A 23014-nucleotide genomic window follows, 5' to 3' on the forward strand; every position below is an offset into this window, starting at 1 on the left:
GGAGCATTGTGATGAGTACTGAAGACAAACGCATACGCGAACTGGCGCATCAGATCTGGGAGTCCGAGGGCAAACCCCATGGTGAAGATGCACGCCACTGGGAGATGGCGCGCAAACTGGCGGAAGCCGAAGCGCTGACGCCGAGCAAGCCCAAGGCAGCCGCCAAGCCCAAGACCAGCCCCCCCAAGCCGCCGGCGAAAGCCAAACCGGCGGCACCTGCGGCCAGCAAGCCGACGCCACCGGCCGCTAAAAAACCACCGGCGCCCAAAAAGCCCAAGCCTTGACCCCTCGCCTCTTGTCGGCGCTGTCGGCAAGAGGTGAATTTACCCTCCAGACTCTCAGCTGAATTTTCGTCAGCACGGCCGCGTTCGGCCCGAAAAAAGACCCTTGCAGGAGCAACGTAATGAGCAAACCCGATAAAACCCCTTCGACGCCGGGCAGCGAGCCGTCGCGGATTCGTGAAGGTTTGCCCTTCCCCCTTGGCGCCACCTGGGACGGCCTGGGTGTCAACTTTGCCTTGTTCTCGGCCAACGCGACCAAGGTCGAACTGTGCCTGTTCGATGATTCCGGCGAAGTCGAGCTGGAACGCATCGAACTGCCGGAATACACCGACGAAACCTTCCACGGCTACCTGCCCGACGCCCACCCAGGGCTGATTTACGGCTACCGCGTGTACGGCGCATATGATCCGGCCAACGGCCACCGTTTCAACCACAACAAATTGCTGATCGACCCCTACGCCAAGCAATTGGTGGGCGAGCTGAAATGGTCCGAGGCGTTGTTCGGCTACACCATCGGCCACCCGGACGACGACCTCAGTTTCGATGAACGCGACAGCGCACCCTTCGTGCCCAAATGCAAAGTCATTGACCCGGCACACACCTGGGGCAACGACCAGCCGGTGCGCGTGCCTTGGGATCGCACCATCATCTACGAGACCCATCTGCGCGGCATCAGCATGCGCCATCCATCCGTCGCTGAATCCGTGCGCGGCACCTGCGCCGGGCTGATGGAAGACGACGTGCTCAAGCACATTCGCCAGTTAGGCATTTCATCCGTCGAATTGCTACCAGTGCATGCCTTTGTCAATGACCAGCACTTGCTGGAAAAAGGCATGACCAACTACTGGGGCTACAACAGCATCGCGTTTTTCGCACCAGACCCGCGCTACCTGGCCAGCGGCAAGATCGCCGAGTTCAAGGAGATGGTCGCGCACCTGCATGAGCAGAAGCTCGAGGTGATCCTGGACGTGGTCTACAACCACACCGCTGAAGGTAACGAGCGCGGCCCGACCCTGTCGATGCGCGGTATCGACAACGCTTCGTACTATCGGCTGATGCCGGATGACAAGCGCTTCTACATCAACGATTCCGGGACCGGTAACACCCTGGACTTGAGCCATCCGTGCGTACTGCAGATGGTCACCGACTCCCTGCGTTACTGGGCAACCGAGATGCACGTGGACGGTTTCCGCTTCGACCTGGCAACCATTCTTGGCCGCTACCGCGATGGTTTCGACGAACGCCACAGCTTTCTCGTGGCGTGCCGCCAGGACCCGGTGTTGCGCCAGCTCAAACTGATCGCCGAACCCTGGGACTGCGGCCCCGGCGGCTATCAAGTGGGTAATTTCCCGCCGGGCTGGGTGGAATGGAACGACCGTTTCCGCGACACCGTTCGGGCGTTCTGGAAAGGCGACGACAGCCAGTTGGCCGACTTCGCCGCCCGCATGACGGCCTCCGGCGAAATGTTCAACCATCGTGGACGCCGCCCTTACAGCTCGGTGAACTTCATCACCGCTCACGACGGGTTCACCCTGCACGATCTGGTGTCGTACAACGACAAGCACAACGAGGCCAACGACGAAAACAACCAGGACGGCAGCAACAACAACCTGTCCTGGAACCACGGCGTCGAAGGCCCCACCGACGACCCGGAAATCAACGCGCTGCGCCTGCGCCAGATGCGTAACTTTTTTGCCACGCTGTTGCTGTCTCAAGGCACGCCGATGATCGTGGCCGGGGATGAATTCGCCCGCACCCAGCACGGCAACAACAACGCCTACTGTCAGGACAGCGAGATCGGTTGGATCAACTGGGACCTGGACGAAGATGGGAAGGCGCTGCTCAAGTTCGTCAAGCGCTTGATCAAGCTGCGCCTGGCCTACCCGATCCTGCGTCGTGGGCGCTTCCTGGTAGGCGACTACAACGAAGACATCGGTGTGAAGGACGTTACCTGGTTGGCGCCGGATGGCAATGAAATGACTACTGAGCAATGGCAGGACAGCCATGGCCGCTGCCTGGGCATGCTGATGGATGGCCGCGCGCAGGAGACGGGAATTCGCCGGCCCGGCGCGGATGCCACCTTGTTGCTGGTGGTCAACGCCCACCACGACATGGTCAACTTCCGTTTGCCGGCGGTGCCTGAGGGCGAATTCTGGACGTGCATGCTCGACACCAACTCCCCGGCAGTCCGTGGCCAGGAGCGCTTTGATTTCGATCATGAGTACGCGGTGACGGGCCGCTCGCTGCTGCTGTTCGAATTGCAGCGTGAAGACGAGGTGTGAAATGGCACTGCATGGATTCCTTCAAGGCTACCGGGGCTATGCGGACACGCAAGCCCTGGGCGCGGCCCTGAAGGCGCTTCAGGAGGAAGGCCTGGACCAACTGCCCTTGCCGGGCAGCGGTCAGACATTGGCGCGGTTCAGGCGCTTGGCACAGGTGGCAGGCCATGACCTGCGCCTGTGCAAGTTGTTCGAAGGCCACACCGACGCCTTGGCGATCATCGCCGAACTCAACAGTCCGTTGCCGCCCTTGGGCAGCATTTGGGGCATGTGGGCGGCCGAGCCACCCACCGCCAAGGTACGCGTCTTCAAAGAGGGCCAGCGCCTGAAAGTGCAAGGTCGCAAAGCCTGGTGTTCCGGCGCGGCAGTGGTCAGCCATGGCTTGCTGACGGCCTGGAACGAAGAGGACCGCCAGCAACTGGTGGCAGTGCCCATGGATCAACCCGGCGTCGTCGTCACGGACGAAGGCTGGAACGCCGTGGGCATGGCCGCCACGGGCAGTGTGGAAATCGTGTTTGACCAGGCCTGGGGGCTAGCCGTGGGCGGACCAGGTGATTACCTGGCTCGCCCCGGATTCTGGCAAGGCGGCATTGGCATTGCTGCCTGCTGGTACGGCGCGGCGCAACGCCTGGCGGAAGTCTTGCGTGAGCAGTGCAGCAAACGCCCCGAACCCCACGCCCTCGCCCACCTCGGCGCGGTCGACAGCGCACTCAACAGCGCCGCCTGTGTACTGCGCGCCAGCGCGGAACAGGTCGATCGAGAACCCAAGGCCAATGCCAGGGAGTTGGCGCAACAGACTCGGGCGTGCATCGAAGACACCGTCGAACAGGTGATGCGCCACGTGGGTCGGGCCGTCGGTGCGGGGCCCTATTGCAAGGATCCGCATTTCGCCCAGTTGATGGCGGACTTGCCGGTGTATATGCGCCAGAGTCACGCCGAACGCGACTTGGCCAGCCTTGGCGAGTTGGTCGCCGGCGAACCCACAGGGAGGTGGCAGTTATGAAACCCAATCCAATCGTTGGCCAAGGCACGCCGCTGCATCGCTGGCAGGCGTCGCCGAAGATGGCCGGGCTGCCGCCGATCAGCGTTGAGCAGTTGGTGCCAGAAGGTTATCGGGCGGTGATCGTCGCCCCGCACCCGGATGATGAAGTGCTGGGGTGTGGTGGTTTGATGCAGGGGCTCGCGGCACTGGGCCGGGCCATCCAGCTGATTTCGGTCACCGATGGCAGCGCCAGTCATCCGGGTTCGCGGCGTTGGCCGGTTGAGCGTTTGAGTGTGGTGCGCCCGCAGGAGTCGGCCCAGGCCCTGCATCGTCTTGGCTTGCCGCTGCACAGCCTGAAATGGCTGCGGGCCGGGTTTACCGACAGTCAGGTGGCGGCGCGGGAAGATGAACTCGCGGCGTTTATCCAGCGTTATCTCAAATCCACCGACGTGGTGTTTACCACTTGGCGCGAAGATGGGCATTGCGACCACGAAGCCGTCGGTCGTGCCAGCGCCAAGGCAGCCTCGGCTGTAGGCGCAACCCTGTACGAACTGCCGGTATGGACCTGGCACTGGGCAACGCCCGAAGACAACCAAGTGCCCTGGCATCGCGCCCGCAAGATCCCATTGACCTGTGAAGCGGTCGCCCGCAAACGCCACGCCATCCACGCCTTCGCCAGCCAGTTGGAGGGCGACCCACAGATCGGCCTTGCGCCCGTGCTTGCACCCTATGTAGTGGAACGTCTGCTCCAGCCTTTTGAAGTGGTATTCGTATGAGCGTGGCCACACCTTATTTCGACCAATTGTTCGCCGAAAATGATGACCCCTGGGCATTTCGCCAACGCTGGTACGAACGCCGTAAACGCGCGTTGACCCTGGCCATACTCACACGGCCACGTTATGCCTCGGCGTTCGAACCCGGATGCGCCAACGGCGAGCTGAGCTTCGAACTGGCGCCCCGCTGTGACCGCCTGCTGTGCTGCGACACGGCTTCGGCCGCCGTGGCGCTGGCGCGCAGTCGCTTGCTGTGCTTTTCCCATGCCCAGGTGCAGCAAAGCCGTTTGCCTGAACAGTGGCCCACAGGCCAGTTCGAGCTGATCGTGCTCAGCGAGTTGTGTTACTACCTCGACGCCGACGACTTGTGCCGGTTGATCGAACGCGTGCGCACCTCGTTGACCGACGACGGCCAGGTGCTGGCCTGCCATTGGCGCCCGCCTATCGAAGGTTGCCCGCAAACGGCCGAGCAGGTGCATGCCCTGCTTCAGGAACGGCTGAATATGCCTCGCGTGACCAGCCACCACGAACACGACTTCCTGCTCGACCTGTGGAGCCGCGACGGCACTTCGGTCGCCACCCTTGAGGGCCTGCGATGATCGGCATTCTGATCCCGGTACACAACGAAGAGGCCCTGCTGGGCGACTGCCTGAAAGCGGCACTGATCGCGGCCAGTCATCCGGATTTACTCGGTGAAGCCGTGACTGTCTTGGTGGTACTCGACAGTTGCAGCGATGCAAGTGCCGCCATTGCCCAGGCCTATCCCGTGCAATGGCTTGAAGCCCAGGCACGCAATGTCGGGCATGTTCGAGGCGTGGGTGCGCGGCATCTGCTCAACCAGGGCGCACGCTGGATTTCATGCACCGATGCCGACAGCCGCGTGGCGCCTGATTGGCTGGTGGCCCAGTTGGCACTGGGGGCCGACGCGGTATGCGGCACCGTCACCGTGGACGCCTGGAGCGAAGGCTTCGACCCGGCTGCGCAGATTCGCTACAACCAGGGTTACGAAGCGCGAGACGGCCATCGACACATCCATGGTGCCAACTTGGGCGTGAGCGCAGGCGCTTATGTGCGCGCGGGTGGTTTCGAGCCGCTGGCGTGCCACGAGGATGTGCAACTGGTGCGTAACCTGGAGCTGTGCGGCGCCTCCATCGCCTGGAGCCACAGCCCGCAAGTGATCACCAGTGCGCGCCTGGATGCTCGCGCACAGGGCGGTTTCGGCGATTACTTGAAGAGCTTGATGCACGCCACTTGAAAAAAACGACGTTGCCGAATGTAAAACCGACCAATCCTTGTCTATGCTGATGACGCCTTGCTGGCGTTCCAGGGTTGGGGCGTCATGCAGCCACTGCGGCGGAGCCTGTGGTGGATAAAAGAGTGTCGTCCCGTCAACGGGCCACGACCCAGCATCAATCGACAAGGATGTGACACCCCATGAAGCTTGCTTCCTTAAGCGACGGCCGTAGTGGCCCTGCGCAAATCTGGAACAGCGCCCCGCAGCTGGCGCAAATCCCCCCGATCACCCCGTCCTCATTGGTGCCGCCTGGCGCACGCGTGGTCATCATCGCGCCCCACCCCGGCGACGAAGTGCTGGCCTGCGGTGGCCTGCTGCAACTGCTCAGTACCTTGGAGCATCCCCTGCAACTCATCTCCATCACGGATGGCAGCGCCAGTCACCCAGGGTCCAACGTCTGGCCGGCCAGCCGCCTGAGCGTGGTGCGGCCCCAGGAAAGCGTCGAGGCCATGCGCCGCCTGGGCATGCCCCTGCACAGTTTGAAGTGGATCCGCGGTGGCTTCTGTGACGACGCCCTCGCCAGCCGCGAGCCGCAACTGAGCCAATTCATTGCACGCTATTTGCAACCGGGCGATGTGGTGTTCAGCACGTGGCGTAACGACGGCAATGACGATCACGACACTGTTGGCCGTGCCAGCGCCAATGCCTGCTGCCTGGTGGGCGCGCAACTGTATGAGCTGCCGATCTGGGCCTGGCACTGGCCTGCCCGCGAAGGCGCGATCATCCCCTGGCAACGGGCACGCAAGGTGCGGCTGGACACCTGGACCGTGGCGCGCAAGCTTCACGCCGCCCATGCCTATGCTAGCCAATTGGCCGGCGACCCGGCCATCGGTCTGGCGCCCATGCTGGCCCAGGTGCTGCTGGAGAGAATGCGCGAACCCTATGAGATCGTGCTGTCGTAGCACCCAACTCGTCCCTACCTGTTAGTTCTCACAGTTGCGGCCCGGAGAATGTGTGGCTAAGGTGAAAAAGCGCTGCACCGGTTCAGGTGCAGTCGAGAAAGCCATGCCAACCTTTTGCATTGGCCGGTGTTTTCAGAAACAGGTAACCCGCTGTCCCTGATCCGTATCGCGCGTCACGTTGTCATGGTCTGGCCCGCACCGGCTTTTGCAGGTGCCGGGGCAACGCTCCCCTCGAATGAGGACGGATCATGCGCGCACAGACACTTTCCTGGTTCTTCCTGATCTCCATGGCGTCATGGCCGTTGGCTTCATACGGCGCCTGCACGATCAACATCACTGGCGGCAACGACACCTCTTCCTGCAACAGCGCAACGGCGCCGGGTTTCATCGACACGGGCGGCAGTAACACGCTCGATATCACCGCGACGGGGCGGATTTCGGGCAACGTGACCTTTGGTGCCGGCAATGATCTTGTGGACGTGAACGGGCCGAGCGCGGGGATCGATGGCAATCTCGACCAAGGCGACGGCGCCAATATCTTCAGGCTCAACCTCGGAAGTATTACCGGCTCGGTGACACAAGGCGCGGGCACGGACGTTGTGCAGATATCGGGGGGGCAGGCCGGTGCGGTGCGCCAAGGCGCGGGCATCGACAATTTTGCCATGAGCGGCGGCATCATCGATCTGCTGGAACAAGGCGATGGGTTGGACGATTTCTTTATGAGCGGCGGCGAGATCACCAATGCGTTTGAGGACGGTGACAGAGCCAGGATGACGGGCGGCATCATCGGCCGCGTCGATATGAAACTCGATAACAACATCTTCATTATGTTGGGAGGTCTCATCCGCAACAACCTGGTGGCGGGCTTCGGTAACGACTTCGTCGAGATCTCGGGCGATGCGGTGGTGGGCGGCAATATCAGTGTCAGCGGCGGCGATGATGAAGTGATCATTACCGGTGGTGAGGTCCGCGGGCAGATACTGCTCAGCTTCGGCAATGACAGCTTTACCTGGACAGGCGGCAACTTGCGTTCGTCCGTGCTGATGGGCGCGGGCGACGATACGGCATTGCTGAAAAACCTGGTCAATTCGCAAGTGGCGGCAGCACAACTGATCGATGGCGGCCTGGGTAACGACACGCTGACCCTGGACAACACCCAGGCGGGTAATCCGGGCCTGTTCACAAATTGGGAAACCCTGCAGCTCGACAACGGCTCACAGCTGACATTGGTCGGCACCTTGACCCTGGGTGACAGCGGTACAGGCACGGGCGTGCTGAATGTGGATGGCGCCAGTGAGCTGCTAGTGGGCACGGGGCTGATCACCCCATTCACCGCCGGACAACGGGTCGACGTCAACAACAGCGGTGTCATCAACATGACGACAGGCAGTTCAAGCGCCAACGACACCCTGACCATCAATGGCAACTACACCGGTAACGCAGGTGTGCTCGCACTGCAAACAGCACTAGGCAATGACAGTTCTGCCAGCGACAGACTGATCGTCAACCAGGGCGTGATCAGCGGCACGACAGCCATCCAAATCACTAACCTGGGAGGCATCGGCGCCGCCACGACTGCGGACGGTATCAGGGTGGTCGACGCACAAAATGGGGCCACCAGCGCCAGCACTGCGTTTTCATTGAACGGGACAGCGGCCGCCGGCCCTTACAACTATTACCTGTATCACGGCGGGGTCAGTGCAGGCACCCAGGACAGTTGGTTCCTGCGCTCGGAAGCCCCCGTGGAAGCGCCGGTTACCCCGCTGCCCGCGCCGGGCAGTCCGCCGTTGCCAACCGCAACGATCCGGCCAGTCCCCTTCATTCGCCAGGAAGTCTCACTCGCTGCAACGGTCTACCCGGCTGCCCAGCACCTGGTGCGCAATGCACTCGGGACGTTTCACGAGCGCGTGGGTGAACAAGGCCGGCAGCGAGTAACGGGGGCGTTCCCGACGGGTTGGGCACGGGTCTACGGCGGCAGTAGCCGTCAGGCGTTTGCCGGGGATTTAAGCACATCGCTGGATAGCTCGATCAATGGCTATCAAGTTGGCACGTCCCTTTTATCGAGGACCACCGAGGCCGGAGCTACCCAGCATCTGGGCATTTTGGCAGGGCAGAGCCGACTCAGGGGCAAGGTCAAAGGGCTCATCGATGGCCAGCCTGACCGAGAAGCCGGCGACACCACTTTACGCGGCGCCAGCCTGGGGCTGTCCGCGACCCACATCTGGCAGAACAATGCGTATGCGGACGTGGTGTTGATGGGCACCCGGTTCAGTGGCAACAACCAGTCGGACCGAGGCATAAAGATGAAGACCCAGGGCCACGATCTGGCGCTGTCGGTAGAGGTCGGTCAACCGTTTGCGATCACCCCAACCTGGAACATCGAACCTCAACTGCAAATGATCTGGAACCGCACCCGGTTCGATAGTCAGAGGGACCTGTTCTCCAAGGTGTCCTATGACGCGGATTCACAGCTCACCGCCCGTGTGGGCGTGCGCGCCAGTGGCAACTACCTCGTGCACAACCTGCCCGTCAGCCCCTACGTTCGGGCAAACGTCTGGCATACCCCGCAAGGTAAAAGCACAGTGACCTTCAACACCGTGGATTTTGCTACCGAACAAAAATCCACCACGTTGGACCTCAGCCTTGGCGCAACCGCCGCGATTGCACACGGCATTGACCTCTACGCAGAAGTGAGCCACAGCCAGAACCTCGATAGCCTTGACCTTAGCGGCACACGGGGCACGCTCGGGTTGAGGGTGGATTTCTAGGCCGGGGTTTGTATCGCAGTGTGTACAGGGCCCGTTGCGATACATCGTCTTTAACTCAACGCACTTCCTGAAACAGGCCAGATACAGCGCAGCGTTCAACTGGGCTCCAGGCACACATCCAGCCACAGGAGGCTCGCCATGCACACTCAGTTGAATCGCCGCTTCAAACGCCACGCCCTTTCCCTGGTCTTTGCCTTGTTGCCGCTGGGCGCAATAAGCGTGGCCCACGCTGAAATGCCCGAAGCGCCCACTCGGGCCGTCGCCAGCAGCCAAACTGCCTTCGGCGCACTCAAGCACGTCAAGGCCGGTCTGCTGGACGTGGCCTACGCTGAAGTCGGCCCGGCCACGGGACCGGCGGTGATCCTGCTGCACGGATGGCCCTATGACATCGACAGCTACGCCCAGGTCGCCCCACTGCTGGCAGCCAAGGGTTATCGCGTGCTGATCCCCTACGCCCGGGGTTATGGCGACACCCATTTCCTTTCGGATAAAACCCTGCGCAACGGCCAACCGGCGGCACTGGCCAGTGACGTGATCGACTTCATGGACGCGCTGAAGATCAAGCAAGCCGTACTGGGCGGCTACGACTGGGGCGCACGTTCGGCGGACATCGTTTCGGCGTTGTGGCCAGAGCGGGTCAAGGCGCTGGTGTCGGTCAGCGGTTACCTGATCGGCAACCAGGCGGCGGGCAAGAACCCTTTGCCACCTAAAGCCGAACTGCAATGGTGGTATCAGTTCTACTTCGCCACCGAGCGCGGCGCCGCCGGTTACCAGAAAAACACCCATGACTTCGCCAAGCTGATCTGGCAGCTGGCGTCGCCGCAATGGAAGTTCGACGATGCCACCTTTGACCGCAGCGCCAAGGGCCTGGAGAACCCGGACCACGTCGCAATCACCGTGTTCAATTACCGCTGGCGCCTGGGCCTGGTCCAGGGTGAAACGAAGTACGACCCACTGGAGCAGAAACTCGCCCAGGCACCGTCAATTGGCGTGCCGACCATCACCCTCGAAGGCGACGCCAACGGCGCGCCGCACCCACAGCCGGAGGATTACGCCAAACGTTTTACCGGCAAATATGAGTTCCGCCTGATCAATGGCGGCGTGGGCCACAACCTGCCACAGGAAGCGCCCGAGGCGTTTGCCAAGGCGGTCATTGATGCGGATCACTTGTGACCGAGGGCAGCGCCCTCATCCAATGGCCGCCCTTGAAGCGTGAAAATGGGTAGGCAATCCCCAGCCAGATAAACCAGGCCGGCATCACGCACAGCGCCAAGCGTGTATCCGGCCGCAACGCCAGCAGACCCAGCACAAACGCGAGGAAACCCAGGGAAAACCAGGCCATCGGCACGCCACCGGGCATTTTGTAGGTGGACTTGGCGTGCAGGTCCGGACGTTTCTTGCGGTAGGCGATGTAGGACGCCAGGATTGTCGACCAGGTGAAAATTACCAGGATCGCCGACACCGTCGACACGATGGTGAAGGCGGTCATCACCTCCGGCACCACAAACAGCAACACCAGCCCCAGCAGCATCAGCAGCGTCGTAAACGCCAGACTGATAAACGGCACGCTGCTCTTCGACAAGCGCCGAAAAATTCCCGGTGCATCCCCCAGGTCAGCCAGGCCGAACAACATACGGCTGGCGGAAAACACACCGCTGTTGGCCGAGGAAGCCGCCGAGGTCAGCACCACGAAATTGACGATACCCGCCGCTGCAGGAAAACCTGCGACCAGGAACAACTCAACGAACGGGCTTTTGCTCGGCGAGACTTGCTGCCATGACGTCACCGCGATGATGCACGCCAGGGCCAGCACGTAGAACAGGATGATACGCAGCGGAATCGAATTGATCGCCTTGGGCAGCGTCTTCTCCGGCGCGCGGGTTTCGGCGGCAGCGGTGCCGATCAACTCGGTACCGGCAAAAGAAAAAATCGCCATCTGGAACCCGGCGAAGAAACCGAACAAACCATTGGGGAACGCGGCCTGTTTGTCCAATAAATGGGTCAGCGACGCAGTGACCCCGGTGGGCGAGACAAACGAGCTGGCAATCAGCACCACACTCACACCGATCAAGGTCAGCACGGCAATGAGCTTGATGATCGCGAACCAGAATTCCACTTCGCCAAACAACTTGACCGTCAGCACATTCAACGCGAACAGCGTGAGCAGCATGCCCACTGCCGGCATCCAGGCTGGCACATGGGGAAACCAGTACTGGAAGAAGCCGCCGACCACCACCGCATCCCCCACCACCGCCACGCTCCAGCTCAACCAATATGACCAGCCGAGAAAGAACGCCGCACGCGGCCCCAGATAGGCGCCGGCAAAGTCGGCGAAGCTTTTGAAGTTCAGGTTGGACAGCAGCAGTTCGCCCATGGCGCGCATCACGAAATACACGAACAGCCCGATGATCATGTAGATCAGGATGATTGAAGTGCCGGACAGCGCAATGATCTTGCCGGAGCCCATGAACAGGCCGGTGCCGATTGCACCGCCCATGGCCATCAATTGGATATGGCGGTTGCTCAGGGTACGTTGCAACGCAGGCTTTTCAGAAAGCCCGGACGTGGTTGTTTTCATCACAAAACCTCTTGTTATGTTTTTGAGTTTTGGCAGAAGAAAAGTCGACGGGTTGTTGTTATTGGCTGTTGCTTTCGAAACCGTGCAGCACGTTGACGGCGTTGATGCCGATTTCATCGACCATGTAGCCGCCTTCCATCACGAACAGAGTGGGCACGCCGACGCTGGCGATGATTTCGCCCATGCCGAGGAAGTCCTGGCTGTCGAGGAGGAAATGGCTGATGGGGTCGTCCTTGAAGGTGTCGACGCCGAGGGAGATCACCAGCACCTCGGGCGCGAAGTCGCGCAGTTGCTGGCACGCATTGATCAAGGCAATTTGGTAGTGCGCCCAGGTGGTGTTTTTCGGCAACGGATAATTCAGGTTGAAGCCCTCCCCTGCGCCCGCACCGCGTTCACTGGCCGCACCGGAAAAGTACGGGTAAGAGACTGCCGGATCGCCATGCAGGGAGATGAACAGCACGTCTGGGCGGTCGTAGAAAATGTTCTGCGTGCCGTTGCCATGGTGGAAATCCACATCCAGTACCGCCACGCGCTTGGCGCCTTGGGTAATGGCTTGCTCGGCGGCAATCGCGGCGTTGTTGAGGTAGCAATAACCGCCCATGTATTCGCGGGCTGCGTGATGGCCCGGCGGGCGGCACAGGGCGAAGGCGCTGTGATGGCCCTCGTCGATCAGCGCCAGGCCGGTCAAGGCGATGTCCGCGCTGGTTTTGACCGCCTCCCAGGTGGTGCGGGTAATCGGCGAGCCGGCGTCCATAGCAAAGAAACCGAGCTTGCCGTCGATGAACTCCGGGACTTGATGGTTCGCCAAGTCTCGCACCGGCCACACCAGGGGCAACGCGTCATGGCTGCGGCCAATGGCGGTCCATTCGGCCCAGGCGGTTTCGAGGAACGCTACGTAGCGCTCGCTGTGGGCATTGACGTAACAGGCCCGATCGAAGCGGCGCGGTGTGACGATATCGCCCAGGCCCACCTGCCTGACGCGGTCACGCACCGTGTCGGCGCGGCTCGGTTGTTCGAATGAAGGTTTGAGCACGCCGTCCTTCAGTTCAGTGCCGTGGTGCAAACGGTGGGCTTCGCTAAAAACAGTCAACATGGGTGGGCATCCGCCAGTAAAAGACAGGGTCTATTTTGTTCTGGCAGTCTTGGGCTTTCTTTGCTTTTATTTACGGCATGATTAGCTTTATCGGGATTTTTTACCTCTGCGGCGCACATTTATGAAAAATAAAACCAGACAGGTCGCTCTTGATGACACCGATCTCGCCATCCTCGCTTTGTTGCAGGAAGACGCCAGTATTTCCAACGCGCAGTTGAGCGAACGCCTGTCACTGAGTCTCACCCCCTGCTGGCGTCGGCGCAAACGCCTGGAGGAAGAAGGCGTGATCAAGGATTACCAGGCCAACCTCGACCGCAAGATGCTCGGACTGGACATCATGGCGTTCGTCCATGTGCGTTTCGCGATCCACACCGATCACGCGCCGGATGCGTTTGAAGCCGTGGTGAAGGAGCTGCCGCAGGTGCTGTCCTGCCACAAGATCACCGGGGATGCGGATTACCTGTTGCAGGTCCTCGCGCAAGACCTGGACAGCTACAGCGAGTTTGTCGAGAGCGTGCTGCGACGGCAGTTGGGGATTGCGTCGATTCAGTCGAGTCTGGCGCTCAGGGAAGTCAAGGCGACGAGTCGGGTGGCGATTCCACAAGGCGAGACCCCATAAGCAGGTGCCGGTAAATAACAGGTGCGTCCTTTCGTCAAGTTGATGGCAAAATGCCCTTTTTCCCGCACTCATGGAGCGATTGTGACGCTAGTTCTTGCTACCCCTGACACCACCCTCCCCTCAGATCTCCCAGCGCAGTTCCGCTTCTTTAAACGCCTCGGGATGTTCGTACTGGCGGCACTGATCTTTGTGCTGGCCCCGGTACCCGGATTCCTGCTGGTGCCGCCAGCGATGCAGAGCTACCTCATGTTTGCCATCACCAGTGGCCCGATCGCGTTATTGCTGTCCGCCCTGTTCGTTGTGCAACACCGAAAAAACCTGTCCGCAACGTTTTACGGTCACCACATCCGTCAGACATTACGTCTCGGCGCCATAGGCCTTGTCGGCGCCTATTTGCTCAGCGGGTTGCTCGTCATTGTGATGGGGCAGCCGCGAGAAGCGTTTATGGCGGACCTGCTGAGTGGCCTGACGCAGGGACAGATTCTGTTCAAATTGGCCTCTTTGCTGATCCTTCCGGCCATTGCCGAAGAGTTGATGATTCGTCACTACCTGCTGCGCCTGTTTCCCTACGAGCGCAGCGTGATCTGGAAATGGATAGCGGTGATCGCTACTTCGCTGTTGTTCGCCATCATCCATACCCAGTACGACAGTTGGACCACCCTGGCACTGATCTTTGTCGTGGGCTGCCTGTTTGCATGGGTGCGAATTGCCAGTGGTGGACTGTTGGTGCCCATCCTCCTGCACATGCTGGCCGAAGTAGTTGCGGCAAGCCTGGATTGGACCTGGGCTTGGGCTGGTTTTTACAGTTGAGTCAACCCAACACATGCTTTGGGCGCACTGACAATGTGTGCGCCCATGCTCGGCGTTAGTGGCAAAACGCCGCGCCTTTAGATGTGAAAAAATTGTTAACCAATTCTCTTTTAAGGCTTTTTCCCACAAGCTCAATCTGCCACACTGATGCGAATAATTATCAACACCTTTATTATTCGCCAGGGACGGCATTCGGGGAGAGTCAGTTCCATGTCTGTGCAACAACACGGCGGCAAAGGTTTTTCACCCAGTCTGATGGCGTTGGCCGTCTGCCTTGCAAGCTCACCTGCGGCCTTTGCCGCCGAGACCCAGGCACCCGCCGCTACCCTTGAACTAGGGGCCACGCAAATCTCCGGCGAAGCGCAACTGGGTGAAACCACCGAAGGCACGCAGTCCTACACCACCGGCGCGATGAAAACCGCGACCAAGCTGCCGTTGACCATGCGTGAAACCCCGCAGGCCGTTACCGTCATTACGCGCCAACGCATGGATGACCAGGCGATGACCAGCATCAATGATGTGGTCAAAGCCACACCCGGTCTGTTCCTCAACTTCTCCAGCGGTCCTGGCCGACAGTCCTACACGTCCCGCGGTTTCGACATCGACAACCTGATGTACGACGGCATCCCCACCGGCTATAACGGCGTCTCCGTAGGCTCTCAGCCGAACCTGGCGATGTTTGATCGCGTCGAGATCGTGCGCGGCGCCACTGGCCTGATAACCGGCGCGGGTAACCCTTCGGCGGCCATCAACCTGGTACGCAAGCGGCCACTGGACGAACAAAAAGTCACCGTCACGGGCGCCGCCGGCAGCTGGGACGACTACCGTGGCGAACTCGACGCCTCCAGCCCCCTCAACGACAGTGGCACCTGGCGCGGCCGGGTCGTCACGTCCTACCGCGATGCCAACAGTTTCATCGACAATGCCGAGGAGTATCACGGCCTGTTCTATGCCGTCACCGAAGCCGACCTGAGCGAAGACACCACCCTGACGCTCGGTTTCTCGAACCAGAAAGACAAGACCAACTATTTCTGGGGTTCGTCGATGGTCGGCCAGGATGGTCATCACCTGAACCTGCCACGGTCCTACAACCCAGGCACCGACTGGGAGAATAAAGACCAGGAGGTCAACACGGTATTCGCTGAACTGCGCCAGCAACTGGCCAACGACTGGAAACTGCAAGTCAACGCCAACTACGCCGAACAGAAGGCATTGTTCTCCGGCTCGTACCAGTCACGCTGGGTCAATAACACGCTGGCGCGCACCGTCTACCAGGCGGCCTACGATGAAAACCAGGCAGGCGTCGACGCCTTCGCCAGCGGCCCCTTCCAGGCGTTCGGGCGTACCCATGAACTGGTCGTGGGCGCCAGCCGACGCATCTACGACATGACCACCCACAACTACAGCCCCTACAACCTCAACTGGCCGCTCACGGCGGGCAAACCGGACTTCGTCCACACCACCAATGACCGTGATGTCACCACCCAGGATGGGGTTTACGTCACCACGCGCCTGAACCTGGCCGACCCGTTGAAGCTCATCCTCGGCGGGCGCCTGGACTGGTATGACTACGATGCCCATGGCGGTGCCGACAACTCCGGCGACTACAAGGTCACGCGCAACCTCACCCGCTACGCCGGCCTGATCTACGACCTGGACGACCATCACTCGGTGTATGTCAGCTACAGCGATATCTTTACGCCGCAAAGCGCCAAGGACACCTCCGGCAACCCCGTCAAGCCGATTGTCGGCAAGAACTATGAAGTGGGCATCAAGGGCGAATACCTCGGCGGTGCGTTGAATGCGAGCGTGGCGCTGTTCCGCGTCGACCAGGAGAATCGCGCGGTGGATGTGGTCGTGCCTAACTGTCCGCAGGCCAGCTGCTCCGAAGCCTCAGGCGAAATCCGCAGCCAGGGTATCGACTTTGAACTGCAAGGCGCCCTGACCGAGAACTGGCAGGTCGGCGGTGGCTACACCTACGCGCGTACCCACACCATCAAGGATCAAGCCAACCCGCAGAACGTCAACCAGCAGTTCGACACCGACACCCCGGAACACCTGTTCAAACTGACCACCAACTACCACTTCCAGGGCGCCCTGGAAAAACTCCGCGTGGGCGGCAACGTCTCCTGGCAAAGCCGCATGTACAACGACTTCAAAGTCGCGGACGGCAGCACCTACCGCCTCAAGCAAGGCGCCTACGCCGTCACCGACCTGATGGCCGGTTACCAGGTCAACCAGCACCTTGACCTGCAACTCAACGCCAACAACATCTTTGACCGTCGCTACTACCAGTCCATCTCCAACTCCGTGAGCTATGGCGGTGATTCCTACGGCACACCCCGCAACATGATGCTGACTGCCAAATACAGTTTCTGATCGCGATCCGCTCAACGGCTACCCGCCCGGGTAGCCGTTCCTCAAGTCCCTCCCCCGCAAGCCGATAACCGTTTGGCATCACTGAATCCAATAAAAACCAAAAACACCTGATTCGCTCCACCCTGCCCCTCACTTTGATTCGGCCAGACCACATGGAGTAAGTGTGAATGCCCACCCGCGCGCGTTTTTTCGAGCACTACCGCAAAGCCGACCGCATCATGCTGGCGTTGATCTGGCTGATGTTTCTGTTTTCCATGGGCTTGGCCTTCTGGCACGACACCTTGATGCAAGCCGCCATAATCGGCGGCGGCACCAGCGTGGTGCTCACGGCGCTGTACCGAGCGATAGGCGGCACCCGCGTGATGCGTTGCGCCCTCGGCGCAGGCCTCATGGTGATGGCGGCGCTGCACATCAACCAGGCCCAGGGCGTGATCGAATCGCACTTCGGGATCTTCGCGCTGTTGGCGGTGCTGACGTTTTATCGTGACTGGCTGCCGATCCTGGTCGCGGCCGCCACCATCGCCGTGCATCACGTGGTGTTCCATGCCCTGCAACACCAAGGTTTCCCGGTGTTTGTGATGGAACATCACGGCGGCTGGACCATGGTGTTCGTCCACGCGTTCTACGTGGTGATGGAAACCGTCGCCCTGCTGTACCTCGCCGTACACAGCCAGGCCGAAGCGGTCGAGAGCCAGGAAATGCTGGAGAAGATGCTCTCCGTGACCTCCCAATTCAGCGCGCAAGCCAATCAAGGTGAAGGCAAGGTGCATGTGTCCCTGGCCAAGCGTTTCGACCACTTCCTGCAACAGATCACGCACCTGATCGACGGTGTCGCCCGCGACTCCCACGGCCTCGGCCAACTCGGCCAGGCACTGGCCAGTGCCAGCGGCACCCTGGAAAAAGGCGCGCGACACCAATTGGCCGAGATCACTCAGATGACCGGTTCGATGCAGCGCATGGAAGACGCCATGGGCCACATCGCCGTGCATGTCGAGCAAGCGGTGGATCACGCCGGCAAGGCCAGCCAACAGATCCTGCGCGGCCAGGAAAGCGTCAGCCGTGCCCAGCAGGAAATCACCCAGTTGGCCTCCCGCCTCAACGGCACCCACGAAACCGTGCAGGGCCTGGCCGTGCAAGCCGAGCAGATCGGCAGCGTGCTCGAAGTGATCAACAGCATCGCCAACCAGACCAACCTGCTCGCCCTCAACGCCGCCATCGAAGCCGCCCGCGCCGGCGAGCAAGGCCGTGGCTTCGCCGTTGTCGCCGACGAAGTGCGCAGCCTGGCGCAGCGCACGGCGGTGTCCACCCAGGAAATCAAGACCATCATCGAAGGCCTGCAACACGGCAGCCGCCAGGCCGTTGAAGCCATGCACGACAGCCGCCAAGGCGTGGAGCGTTGCGTGGAAGACAGTCAGGTCGCCGTCGACATGCTGCGCGCCGTGGGCAACGACATTGCGCACATCGACGACCTGAACGGCCGGATCGTGACCACCACCCGCGAGCAGACCACCGCGAACCTGGAGATTGTCGGGCGGTTGCAGTCGGTGCAGAGCATTGCGCAAAGCACCGCCAACGATGTGGAAACCCTGGCGCGCAGCAGTGAGCAGTTGCCGCCGATTGCGGTGCGGTTGGATGCGTTGGGACGCAGGTTCCACCCCTAGGCCCAGTAGCCGCCAATCCCATCCCACAGCAGCTTCAGCGCGGTGAGGATCAGCAGGCCATAGCAGGCGCGATAGAGTTGGCGCTGATCCAACCGCGCATGCAGCCGCCAGCCCAGCCACACACCACTGGGCACGGCGAACAGACAGATAAGTGCCAGGCCCAACACGTTGCCGGTCGGCCTGGCAAGGATCAACCAGGGAATCGCCTTGAGCACATTGCCCACGGTGAAAAACAGGCTGGTGGTCCCGGCGTAAAGCTGTTTGCTCAGGCCAAGCGGCAGCAAATACATCGCCAACGGTGGCCCACCGGAATGCGCAACCATGGTGGTGATTCCCGAGGTGACCCCGGCGGCCAAGGCCTTCGGTGTTGAACGCGGCTTCACACTGACGCTGCCCCCGGCCTTGAACCACAGGCCGACAAACACCAACGTGACCGCCGCCATCACGATGGCTATCGCCCGGTGATCCAGCACGCGAAAAAGCAGGTAGCCAACGCCAATTCCGACCACCAACCCAGGCACCAATACCTTGAGGTCTGGCTTTGACCAGGTTGACGGCTTCCAATAGCGCAGGCCGAACAGGTCCATGGCGATGAACAACGGCGCCAGCAAGCCGCCGGCAGTGATCGGGTCCATCACCAGCGACAGTAGCGGTATACCGACAATGGCAAAGCCGCCGCCGAAGGCGCCTTTCATAAAGCAGATCAAAAAGACCCCGGCAAAGGTCACCAGGATCGTCGTGGTTGTCAGCTCAAGTTCCATGGTGTGCATTCATTTCGTAGCGAAGAGACGTCATAATCTCCCGCATCACCGGCACCGCAAAAAGTACCAGTTTTGAGGTTTTTCCATGGGCCAGTTATCGAACCCCAGGCGTGGCGCGGAACGCCGCCTCTACACCCAGCTGCGAGCGCAGATAGAGGACGGCACCCTGGAGCCCGACGCCAAGCTGCCCTCCACCCGTGCCATGGCGCAGACGCTTGGGGTCTCGCGCACCACGATCACCGCTGCCTACGAGCAATTGGCTGCCGAAGGGTTTGTGGTGACCGCCGTGGGCAAGGCCGCCAGGGTTGCAGCCGTTGCCGTTGCGCGCCCTGTCGTTGCCCCGGTGTCCCCGGACAGCCCGCCACCGGCATTGTCGCGTTATGGGCAGCGGGTTGCCGCCCTCACGCCCTATCACATGGCCTCGCCCTCTGCGCACATCGACTTTCGATACGGAGCAGTCGCATCGCGGGACTTTCCGTCACTGGGCTGGAACCGCGCCTATCGTGCCGAACTGACCAAGCGCCAACCCACCCGGTCTTACGGCCAACCCCAAGGCGAAGCCGCTTTGCGCCAGGCGTTGCAAGGCTATCTGCGCCGCGCCCGTGGCTTGACCTGCGATGCCGAGCAGATAGTGGTGGTGCACGGCTCCCAGCAAGGGCTCGACCTGTGTGCCCGCTTACTGCTCAACCCTGACGACGCCTTCATCTTCGAAGATCCCGGCTACCGCATGGCCCGCTATTGCTTCGAGGCGACCGGCGCAACGGCATTGCCCATCCCTGTGGACGCCTCCGGTTTGCAGGCACAGCTGTTGCCGGATAACCCGCGCGCGCGGTTGGCCTACGTCACCCCGTCGCACCAATTCCCGATGGGCGCCGTGCTGTCCATCGCGCGACGCGTCGAACTGCTCAACTGGGCAAACCGCCATCGCGCGTGGATCATCGAGGACGATTACGGTGGCGAGTTCCGTTACGGCCAGCGTCCCATCGACGCCTTGCAATCGATGGATGCCGAGGCGCGCGTGATCTATGTCGGCACCTTTTCCAAAGCACTTTCACCCCAGTTGAGGCTCGGTTACCTGGTGCTGCCGCGCGAACTGGTAGGCGTGTTTCGCGAGGCCAAGCGGTTGACCGATCGCAACGAACCCCGTTGGGAGCAAAACGTGCTGGCCTCGTTGATCGACAGCGGCGCCTACGAGCGCCACCTACGACGCTTGCGCCGCGATAACGAAGGCCGTCGAAAGGCCCTGCTGGACGCCGTCGACCGCCACCTGCCGGGTCTGGGAAAACTGGAGGGCATGGCCGCCGGGTTGCATGGCGTCTTGTTGTTGCCCGACCTGCACGCTCGGGATGAACACGCATTGCAGGCGATGGCGCTTGAGCGCGGGATCGGTGTTTATCCGCTATCCCCCCTGTTCACTAAGCGGGGTGAACGACTGGCAAGCCTGATACTCGGCTACGCCGGGCTTACCGTGCAGCAGATTGATGAAGGCATCCGGATACTTGCGCCAGTGATTCGGGAGGTCATGGATGCAGCCCGTGCGCCGCTCACACCCCAAAATTGAACGCGATCGAGATCCGTGGCCGCGTGCCCTCAAAGCGTCGTACCGAGTGCATCAACCACGATGGAAACATGATCAATGTCCCGCTGCTGGCGACACAGGTGCTGCTGAAACCGGCAGTCAGGCAATCCTCGACCCGCATGCGCAAGGCGGGGTTGTAGGTCGAGGCGACCATGCCACGTGGATCGACGAATTCCAGGTCGCCGCCGACGGTGGCGTCCTCTTCACGCCCCCCCGCATCGACCCAGTAAACGCCCGACCAAAATGCGCCAGGGTGCCCATGCAGCGCATTGCTGTGGCCCGCCTGGTTCACATTGGCCCACGCGTTGAGTTTCCACTCGAAACCGGGCTCGGTGAGTCCTAAGCCTTCGTGATGAACAGCGGTCAGCTCAGTGGCGAACCGCGTAGCGAACGCCACCAACGCGCTGCAGGCATCCCCACCCCATGCCTGAAAATCGTTCGCGGACTGCCAACCGCCATCGTTGCTGCGCTGGGCGCCAGACTGATCCTGCGCCATGCGCTGTGTGACCAGCGCTTTGAGCTCAGCGTTGAGCGTGTCGGCATTGGGGTATTGGATGCTGGCCAAAGGCGTAGTGAACAGCCGCCGGATGTGTATCAGCTCCGGATTCAACAGATTGTCGCTCGACTGCATGGGTTACTCATCATGTTTTGCCAGTAGCCACAAACCATACCGGCATCATCGATTCGGCGATGTAAACCATTGTTAAAGTCTTAACCACAGTTGCGCACAAGCGCCCCGCCTCACCTGGCCCAAATCCTGCGTTCACCACCTCCAGCAAGTCGCTGCTGACTACGCGGACGACTCTTTTGAGCCCCGCCGCCCAACAGCCTGCCCCGATAATCAGTCATCCCCGCACCTATCCCGAGGCCTCCCCCCATGACGAGCCCATCCACCGAACAGGTCAGCCCCCAGACTTTGCGAAAGGTCATTATCGCCGCCGGCATCGGTAACTTTGTCGAGTGGTTCGACTTCGCCGTCTACGGTTTCCTCGCCACCACCATCGCGCAGCAATTCTTCCCCAGCGGCGACGCCAGTGCGGCGTTGCTCAAGACCTTCGCCGTGTTTGCCGTGGCGTTTGCCTTCCGCCCCCTGGGCGGGATTTTCTTCGGCATGCTCGGTGACCGCATCGGCCGCAAACGTACGCTGGCCATGACGATCCTGTTGATGGCCGGCGCCACCACCCTGATCGGCCTGCTTCCCACCTACGCAGCTATCGGCGTAGCGGCGCCGATCTTGTTGTCGCTGATCCGCTGCGCCCAGGGTTTCTCCGCCGGCGGCGAATACGCCGGGGCCTGTGCCTATCTGATGGAACATGCACCGAGTGACAAACGCGCGTGGTACGGCAGCTTCGTGCCGGTGTCGACGTTCTCCGCCTTCGCCGCCGCCGCGGTGGTGGCGTATGCGCTGGAAGCGTCGTTGTCTGCCGAGGCCATGGGCAGTTGGGGCTGGCGCCTGCCATTCCTGATCGCCGCGCCGCTGGGTTTGGTGGGGCTTTACCTGCGCTGGAAGCTGGACGAGACGCCCGCTTTCCAGGCGGTGAAAGAGGAACACACCGTGGCCCACTCCCCGCTCAAGGAAACCCTGCGCAACCATGGTGCGGCGATCTGTTGCCTGGGCGCTTTTGTGTCACTGACGGCGCTGTCGTTTTATATGTTCACCACGTATTTCGCGACCTACCTGCAAGTGGCCGGCGGCTTGAGTCGGGCGATGGCGTTGCTGGTGTCGCTGATTGCGCTGATCTTCGCGGCGGCGATCTGCCCACTGGCGGGGTTGTATTCGGATCGAGTCGGCCGTCGTGTCACCGTGATGACCGCCTGTGTGTTGTTGATGGTGGTGGTGTATCCGTCGTTCCTGATGGCCAGTTCCGGTTCGTTCGCCGCCTCCATCGTCGGCGTGATGCTGCTGGCGGTAGGGGCCGTGCTGTGTGGCGTGGTTACGGCCGCCTTGCTGTCGGAAACCTTTCCGACCCGCACGCGCTACACCGCCTCGGCGATCACCTACAACCTGGCCTACACGATCTTCGGCGGCACCGCGCCGTTGATGGCGACCTGGTTGATCAGCGCCACGGGCAGCAATCTGTCACCAGCGTTCTACCTGATTGCCGTGGCGTTGCTGGCGTTGGCAGGTGGGTTGGCGTTGCCGGAGACGTCGAGGATTTCCTTGCATGACGTGGGGCCGGAGGACAAAAGCACCGCGCCGTTGCTATCAAGGTAAACGGCGCGAGGGTGGAAGCCGCTGAACGCAGGTATGATCC

At 61.3% G+C, this 23014-nt stretch carries 19 protein-coding genes; 15 read left to right on the forward strand and 4 right to left on the reverse strand.

The window, feature by feature from the left end; all coding sequences use genetic code 11:
* The first annotated feature begins 11 nt into the window (after positions 1–11).
* The 9 genes from ACP7BX_RS18520 (at position 12) to ACP7BX_RS18560 (ending at position 10452) form a co-directional block, all read left to right on the forward strand.
* Entirely contained in the window at positions 12–284 is a 273-nt protein-coding gene (locus tag ACP7BX_RS18520) for a DUF2934 domain-containing protein (RefSeq protein WP_426128665.1), read from the forward strand.
* Between the two features lie 119 nt (positions 285–403).
* Positions 404–2563 (forward strand): glycogen debranching protein GlgX, encoded by a 2160-nt coding sequence (gene glgX / locus ACP7BX_RS18525; protein ID WP_426128663.1) that lies wholly within the window; start codon positions 404–406, stop codon positions 2561–2563.
* Position 2564: 1 nt separating this feature from the next.
* Positions 2565–3563, forward strand: coding sequence for an acyl-CoA dehydrogenase (locus tag ACP7BX_RS18530; protein ID WP_426128661.1), 999 nt, complete (start codon positions 2565–2567; stop codon positions 3561–3563).
* Entirely contained in the window at positions 3560–4318 is a 759-nt protein-coding gene (locus ACP7BX_RS18535; protein WP_426128659.1) for a PIG-L deacetylase family protein, read from the forward strand. Before ACP7BX_RS18530 ends, ACP7BX_RS18535 begins: the two co-directional genes overlap by 4 nt.
* Positions 4315–4914, forward strand: coding sequence for an SAM-dependent methyltransferase (locus ACP7BX_RS18540; protein WP_426128657.1), 600 nt, complete (start codon positions 4315–4317; stop codon positions 4912–4914). Before ACP7BX_RS18535 ends, ACP7BX_RS18540 begins: the two co-directional genes overlap by 4 nt.
* Positions 4911–5570, forward strand: coding sequence for a glycosyltransferase (locus ACP7BX_RS18545; RefSeq protein WP_314526285.1), 660 nt, complete (start codon positions 4911–4913; stop codon positions 5568–5570). Before ACP7BX_RS18540 ends, ACP7BX_RS18545 begins: the two co-directional genes overlap by 4 nt.
* Before the next feature lie 179 nt (positions 5571–5749).
* Positions 5750–6511: a PIG-L deacetylase family protein gene (locus ACP7BX_RS18550; protein WP_269130738.1), complete on the forward strand. Its 762-nt coding sequence runs from the start codon at positions 5750–5752 to the stop codon at positions 6509–6511.
* Positions 6512–6759: 248 nt separating this feature from the next.
* Complete coding sequence (locus ACP7BX_RS18555; RefSeq protein WP_426128655.1) at positions 6760–9279, forward strand: autotransporter domain-containing protein; 2520 nt, start codon at positions 6760–6762, stop codon at positions 9277–9279.
* Positions 9280–9417: 138 nt separating this feature from the next.
* The gene (locus ACP7BX_RS18560) at positions 9418–10452 is read left to right on the forward strand and encodes an alpha/beta fold hydrolase (RefSeq protein ID WP_426128653.1); all 1035 of its coding nucleotides are present in this window, start codon (positions 9418–9420) and stop codon (positions 10450–10452) included.
* Here ACP7BX_RS18560 and ACP7BX_RS18565 read toward each other — a convergent pair.
* A complete protein-coding gene (locus ACP7BX_RS18565) occupies positions 10430–11857 on the reverse strand; it encodes an amino acid permease (protein WP_426128651.1) in 1428 nt (475 codons plus the stop codon). The genes ACP7BX_RS18560 and ACP7BX_RS18565 overlap by 23 nt on opposite strands.
* 58 nt (positions 11858–11915) lie before the next feature.
* Complete coding sequence (locus ACP7BX_RS18570; RefSeq protein ID WP_426128649.1) at positions 11916–12950, reverse strand: histone deacetylase family protein; 1035 nt, start codon at positions 12948–12950, stop codon at positions 11916–11918.
* A gap of 121 nt (positions 12951–13071) precedes the next feature.
* On the opposite strand from ACP7BX_RS18570, the gene ACP7BX_RS18575 reads away from it, so the two are divergent.
* From ACP7BX_RS18575 to ACP7BX_RS18590, 4 genes are all read left to right on the forward strand, one after another.
* The gene (locus ACP7BX_RS18575) at positions 13072–13569 is read left to right on the forward strand and encodes an Lrp/AsnC family transcriptional regulator (RefSeq protein WP_033896536.1); all 498 of its coding nucleotides are present in this window, start codon (positions 13072–13074) and stop codon (positions 13567–13569) included.
* An 81-nt stretch (positions 13570–13650) separates the two neighbouring features.
* On the forward strand, positions 13651–14379 hold the full coding sequence (locus tag ACP7BX_RS18580; protein ID WP_426128647.1) for a CPBP family intramembrane glutamic endopeptidase: 729 nt from the start codon (positions 13651–13653) through the stop codon (positions 14377–14379).
* Between the two features lie 210 nt (positions 14380–14589).
* Positions 14590–16758, forward strand: coding sequence for a TonB-dependent siderophore receptor (locus ACP7BX_RS18585; protein WP_426128645.1), 2169 nt, complete (start codon positions 14590–14592; stop codon positions 16756–16758).
* Between the two features lie 167 nt (positions 16759–16925).
* Positions 16926–18419, forward strand: coding sequence for a methyl-accepting chemotaxis protein (locus ACP7BX_RS18590; RefSeq protein ID WP_426128643.1), 1494 nt, complete (start codon positions 16926–16928; stop codon positions 18417–18419).
* Here ACP7BX_RS18590 and ACP7BX_RS18595 read toward each other — a convergent pair.
* Entirely contained in the window at positions 18416–19180 is a 765-nt protein-coding gene (locus ACP7BX_RS18595) for a sulfite exporter TauE/SafE family protein (RefSeq protein WP_426128641.1), read from the reverse strand. The two genes, ACP7BX_RS18590 and ACP7BX_RS18595, sit on opposite strands and share 4 nt — an antisense overlap.
* Positions 19181–19265: 85 nt before the next feature.
* Here ACP7BX_RS18595 and ACP7BX_RS18600 point away from each other — a divergent pair, with 85 nt between their 5' ends.
* The gene (locus ACP7BX_RS18600; RefSeq protein ID WP_426128639.1) at positions 19266–20741 is read left to right on the forward strand and encodes a PLP-dependent aminotransferase family protein; all 1476 of its coding nucleotides are present in this window, start codon (positions 19266–19268) and stop codon (positions 20739–20741) included.
* On the opposite strand, the gene ACP7BX_RS18605 is transcribed toward ACP7BX_RS18600, so the two are convergent.
* Complete coding sequence (locus ACP7BX_RS18605) at positions 20725–21390, reverse strand: TIGR02466 family protein (RefSeq protein ID WP_426128637.1); 666 nt, start codon at positions 21388–21390, stop codon at positions 20725–20727. The genes ACP7BX_RS18600 and ACP7BX_RS18605 overlap by 17 nt on opposite strands.
* 246 nt (positions 21391–21636) lie before the next feature.
* Here ACP7BX_RS18605 and ACP7BX_RS18610 point away from each other — a divergent pair, with 246 nt between their 5' ends.
* The gene (locus tag ACP7BX_RS18610) at positions 21637–22974 is read left to right on the forward strand and encodes an MFS transporter (RefSeq protein WP_426128635.1); all 1338 of its coding nucleotides are present in this window, start codon (positions 21637–21639) and stop codon (positions 22972–22974) included.
* The last annotated feature ends 40 nt before the right edge of the window (positions 22975–23014 follow it).

The organism is Pseudomonas sp. DWP3-1-3b3, assembly GCF_049896305.1.
Classification (GTDB): Bacteria; Pseudomonadota; Gammaproteobacteria; order Pseudomonadales; family Pseudomonadaceae; genus Aquipseudomonas; species Aquipseudomonas azotoformans_A.

What these genes read in the sequence shown, in the direction of transcription:
- ACP7BX_RS18520 (WP_426128665.1), top strand. Translation starts at nt 12, where the DNA reads ATGAGTACTGAAGACAAACGCATACGCGAACTGGCGCATCAGATCTGG.
- glgX (WP_426128663.1), top strand. Translation starts at nt 404, where the DNA reads ATGAGCAAACCCGATAAAACCCCTTCGACGCCGGGCAGCGAGCCGTCG.
- ACP7BX_RS18530 (WP_426128661.1), top strand. Translation starts at nt 2,565, where the DNA reads ATGGCACTGCATGGATTCCTTCAAGGCTACCGGGGCTATGCGGACACG.
- ACP7BX_RS18535 (WP_426128659.1), top strand. Translation starts at nt 3,560, where the DNA reads ATGAAACCCAATCCAATCGTTGGCCAAGGCACGCCGCTGCATCGCTGG.
- ACP7BX_RS18540 (WP_426128657.1), top strand. Translation starts at nt 4,315, where the DNA reads ATGAGCGTGGCCACACCTTATTTCGACCAATTGTTCGCCGAAAATGAT.
- ACP7BX_RS18545 (WP_314526285.1), top strand. Translation starts at nt 4,911, where the DNA reads ATGATCGGCATTCTGATCCCGGTACACAACGAAGAGGCCCTGCTGGGC.
- ACP7BX_RS18550 (WP_269130738.1), top strand. Translation starts at nt 5,750, where the DNA reads ATGAAGCTTGCTTCCTTAAGCGACGGCCGTAGTGGCCCTGCGCAAATC.
- ACP7BX_RS18555 (WP_426128655.1), top strand. Translation starts at nt 6,760, where the DNA reads ATGCGCGCACAGACACTTTCCTGGTTCTTCCTGATCTCCATGGCGTCA.
- ACP7BX_RS18560 (WP_426128653.1), top strand. Translation starts at nt 9,418, where the DNA reads ATGCACACTCAGTTGAATCGCCGCTTCAAACGCCACGCCCTTTCCCTG.
- ACP7BX_RS18565 (WP_426128651.1), bottom strand. Translation starts at nt 11,857, where the DNA reads ATGAAAACAACCACGTCCGGGCTTTCTGAAAAGCCTGCGTTGCAACGT.
- ACP7BX_RS18570 (WP_426128649.1), bottom strand. Translation starts at nt 12,950, where the DNA reads ATGTTGACTGTTTTTAGCGAAGCCCACCGTTTGCACCACGGCACTGAA.
- ACP7BX_RS18575 (WP_033896536.1), top strand. Translation starts at nt 13,072, where the DNA reads ATGAAAAATAAAACCAGACAGGTCGCTCTTGATGACACCGATCTCGCC.
- ACP7BX_RS18585 (WP_426128645.1), top strand. Translation starts at nt 14,590, where the DNA reads ATGTCTGTGCAACAACACGGCGGCAAAGGTTTTTCACCCAGTCTGATG.
- ACP7BX_RS18590 (WP_426128643.1), top strand. Translation starts at nt 16,926, where the DNA reads ATGCCCACCCGCGCGCGTTTTTTCGAGCACTACCGCAAAGCCGACCGC.
- ACP7BX_RS18595 (WP_426128641.1), bottom strand. Translation starts at nt 19,180, where the DNA reads ATGGAACTTGAGCTGACAACCACGACGATCCTGGTGACCTTTGCCGGG.
- ACP7BX_RS18600 (WP_426128639.1), top strand. Translation starts at nt 19,266, where the DNA reads ATGGGCCAGTTATCGAACCCCAGGCGTGGCGCGGAACGCCGCCTCTAC.
- ACP7BX_RS18605 (WP_426128637.1), bottom strand. Translation starts at nt 21,390, where the DNA reads ATGCAGTCGAGCGACAATCTGTTGAATCCGGAGCTGATACACATCCGG.
- ACP7BX_RS18610 (WP_426128635.1), top strand. Translation starts at nt 21,637, where the DNA reads ATGACGAGCCCATCCACCGAACAGGTCAGCCCCCAGACTTTGCGAAAG.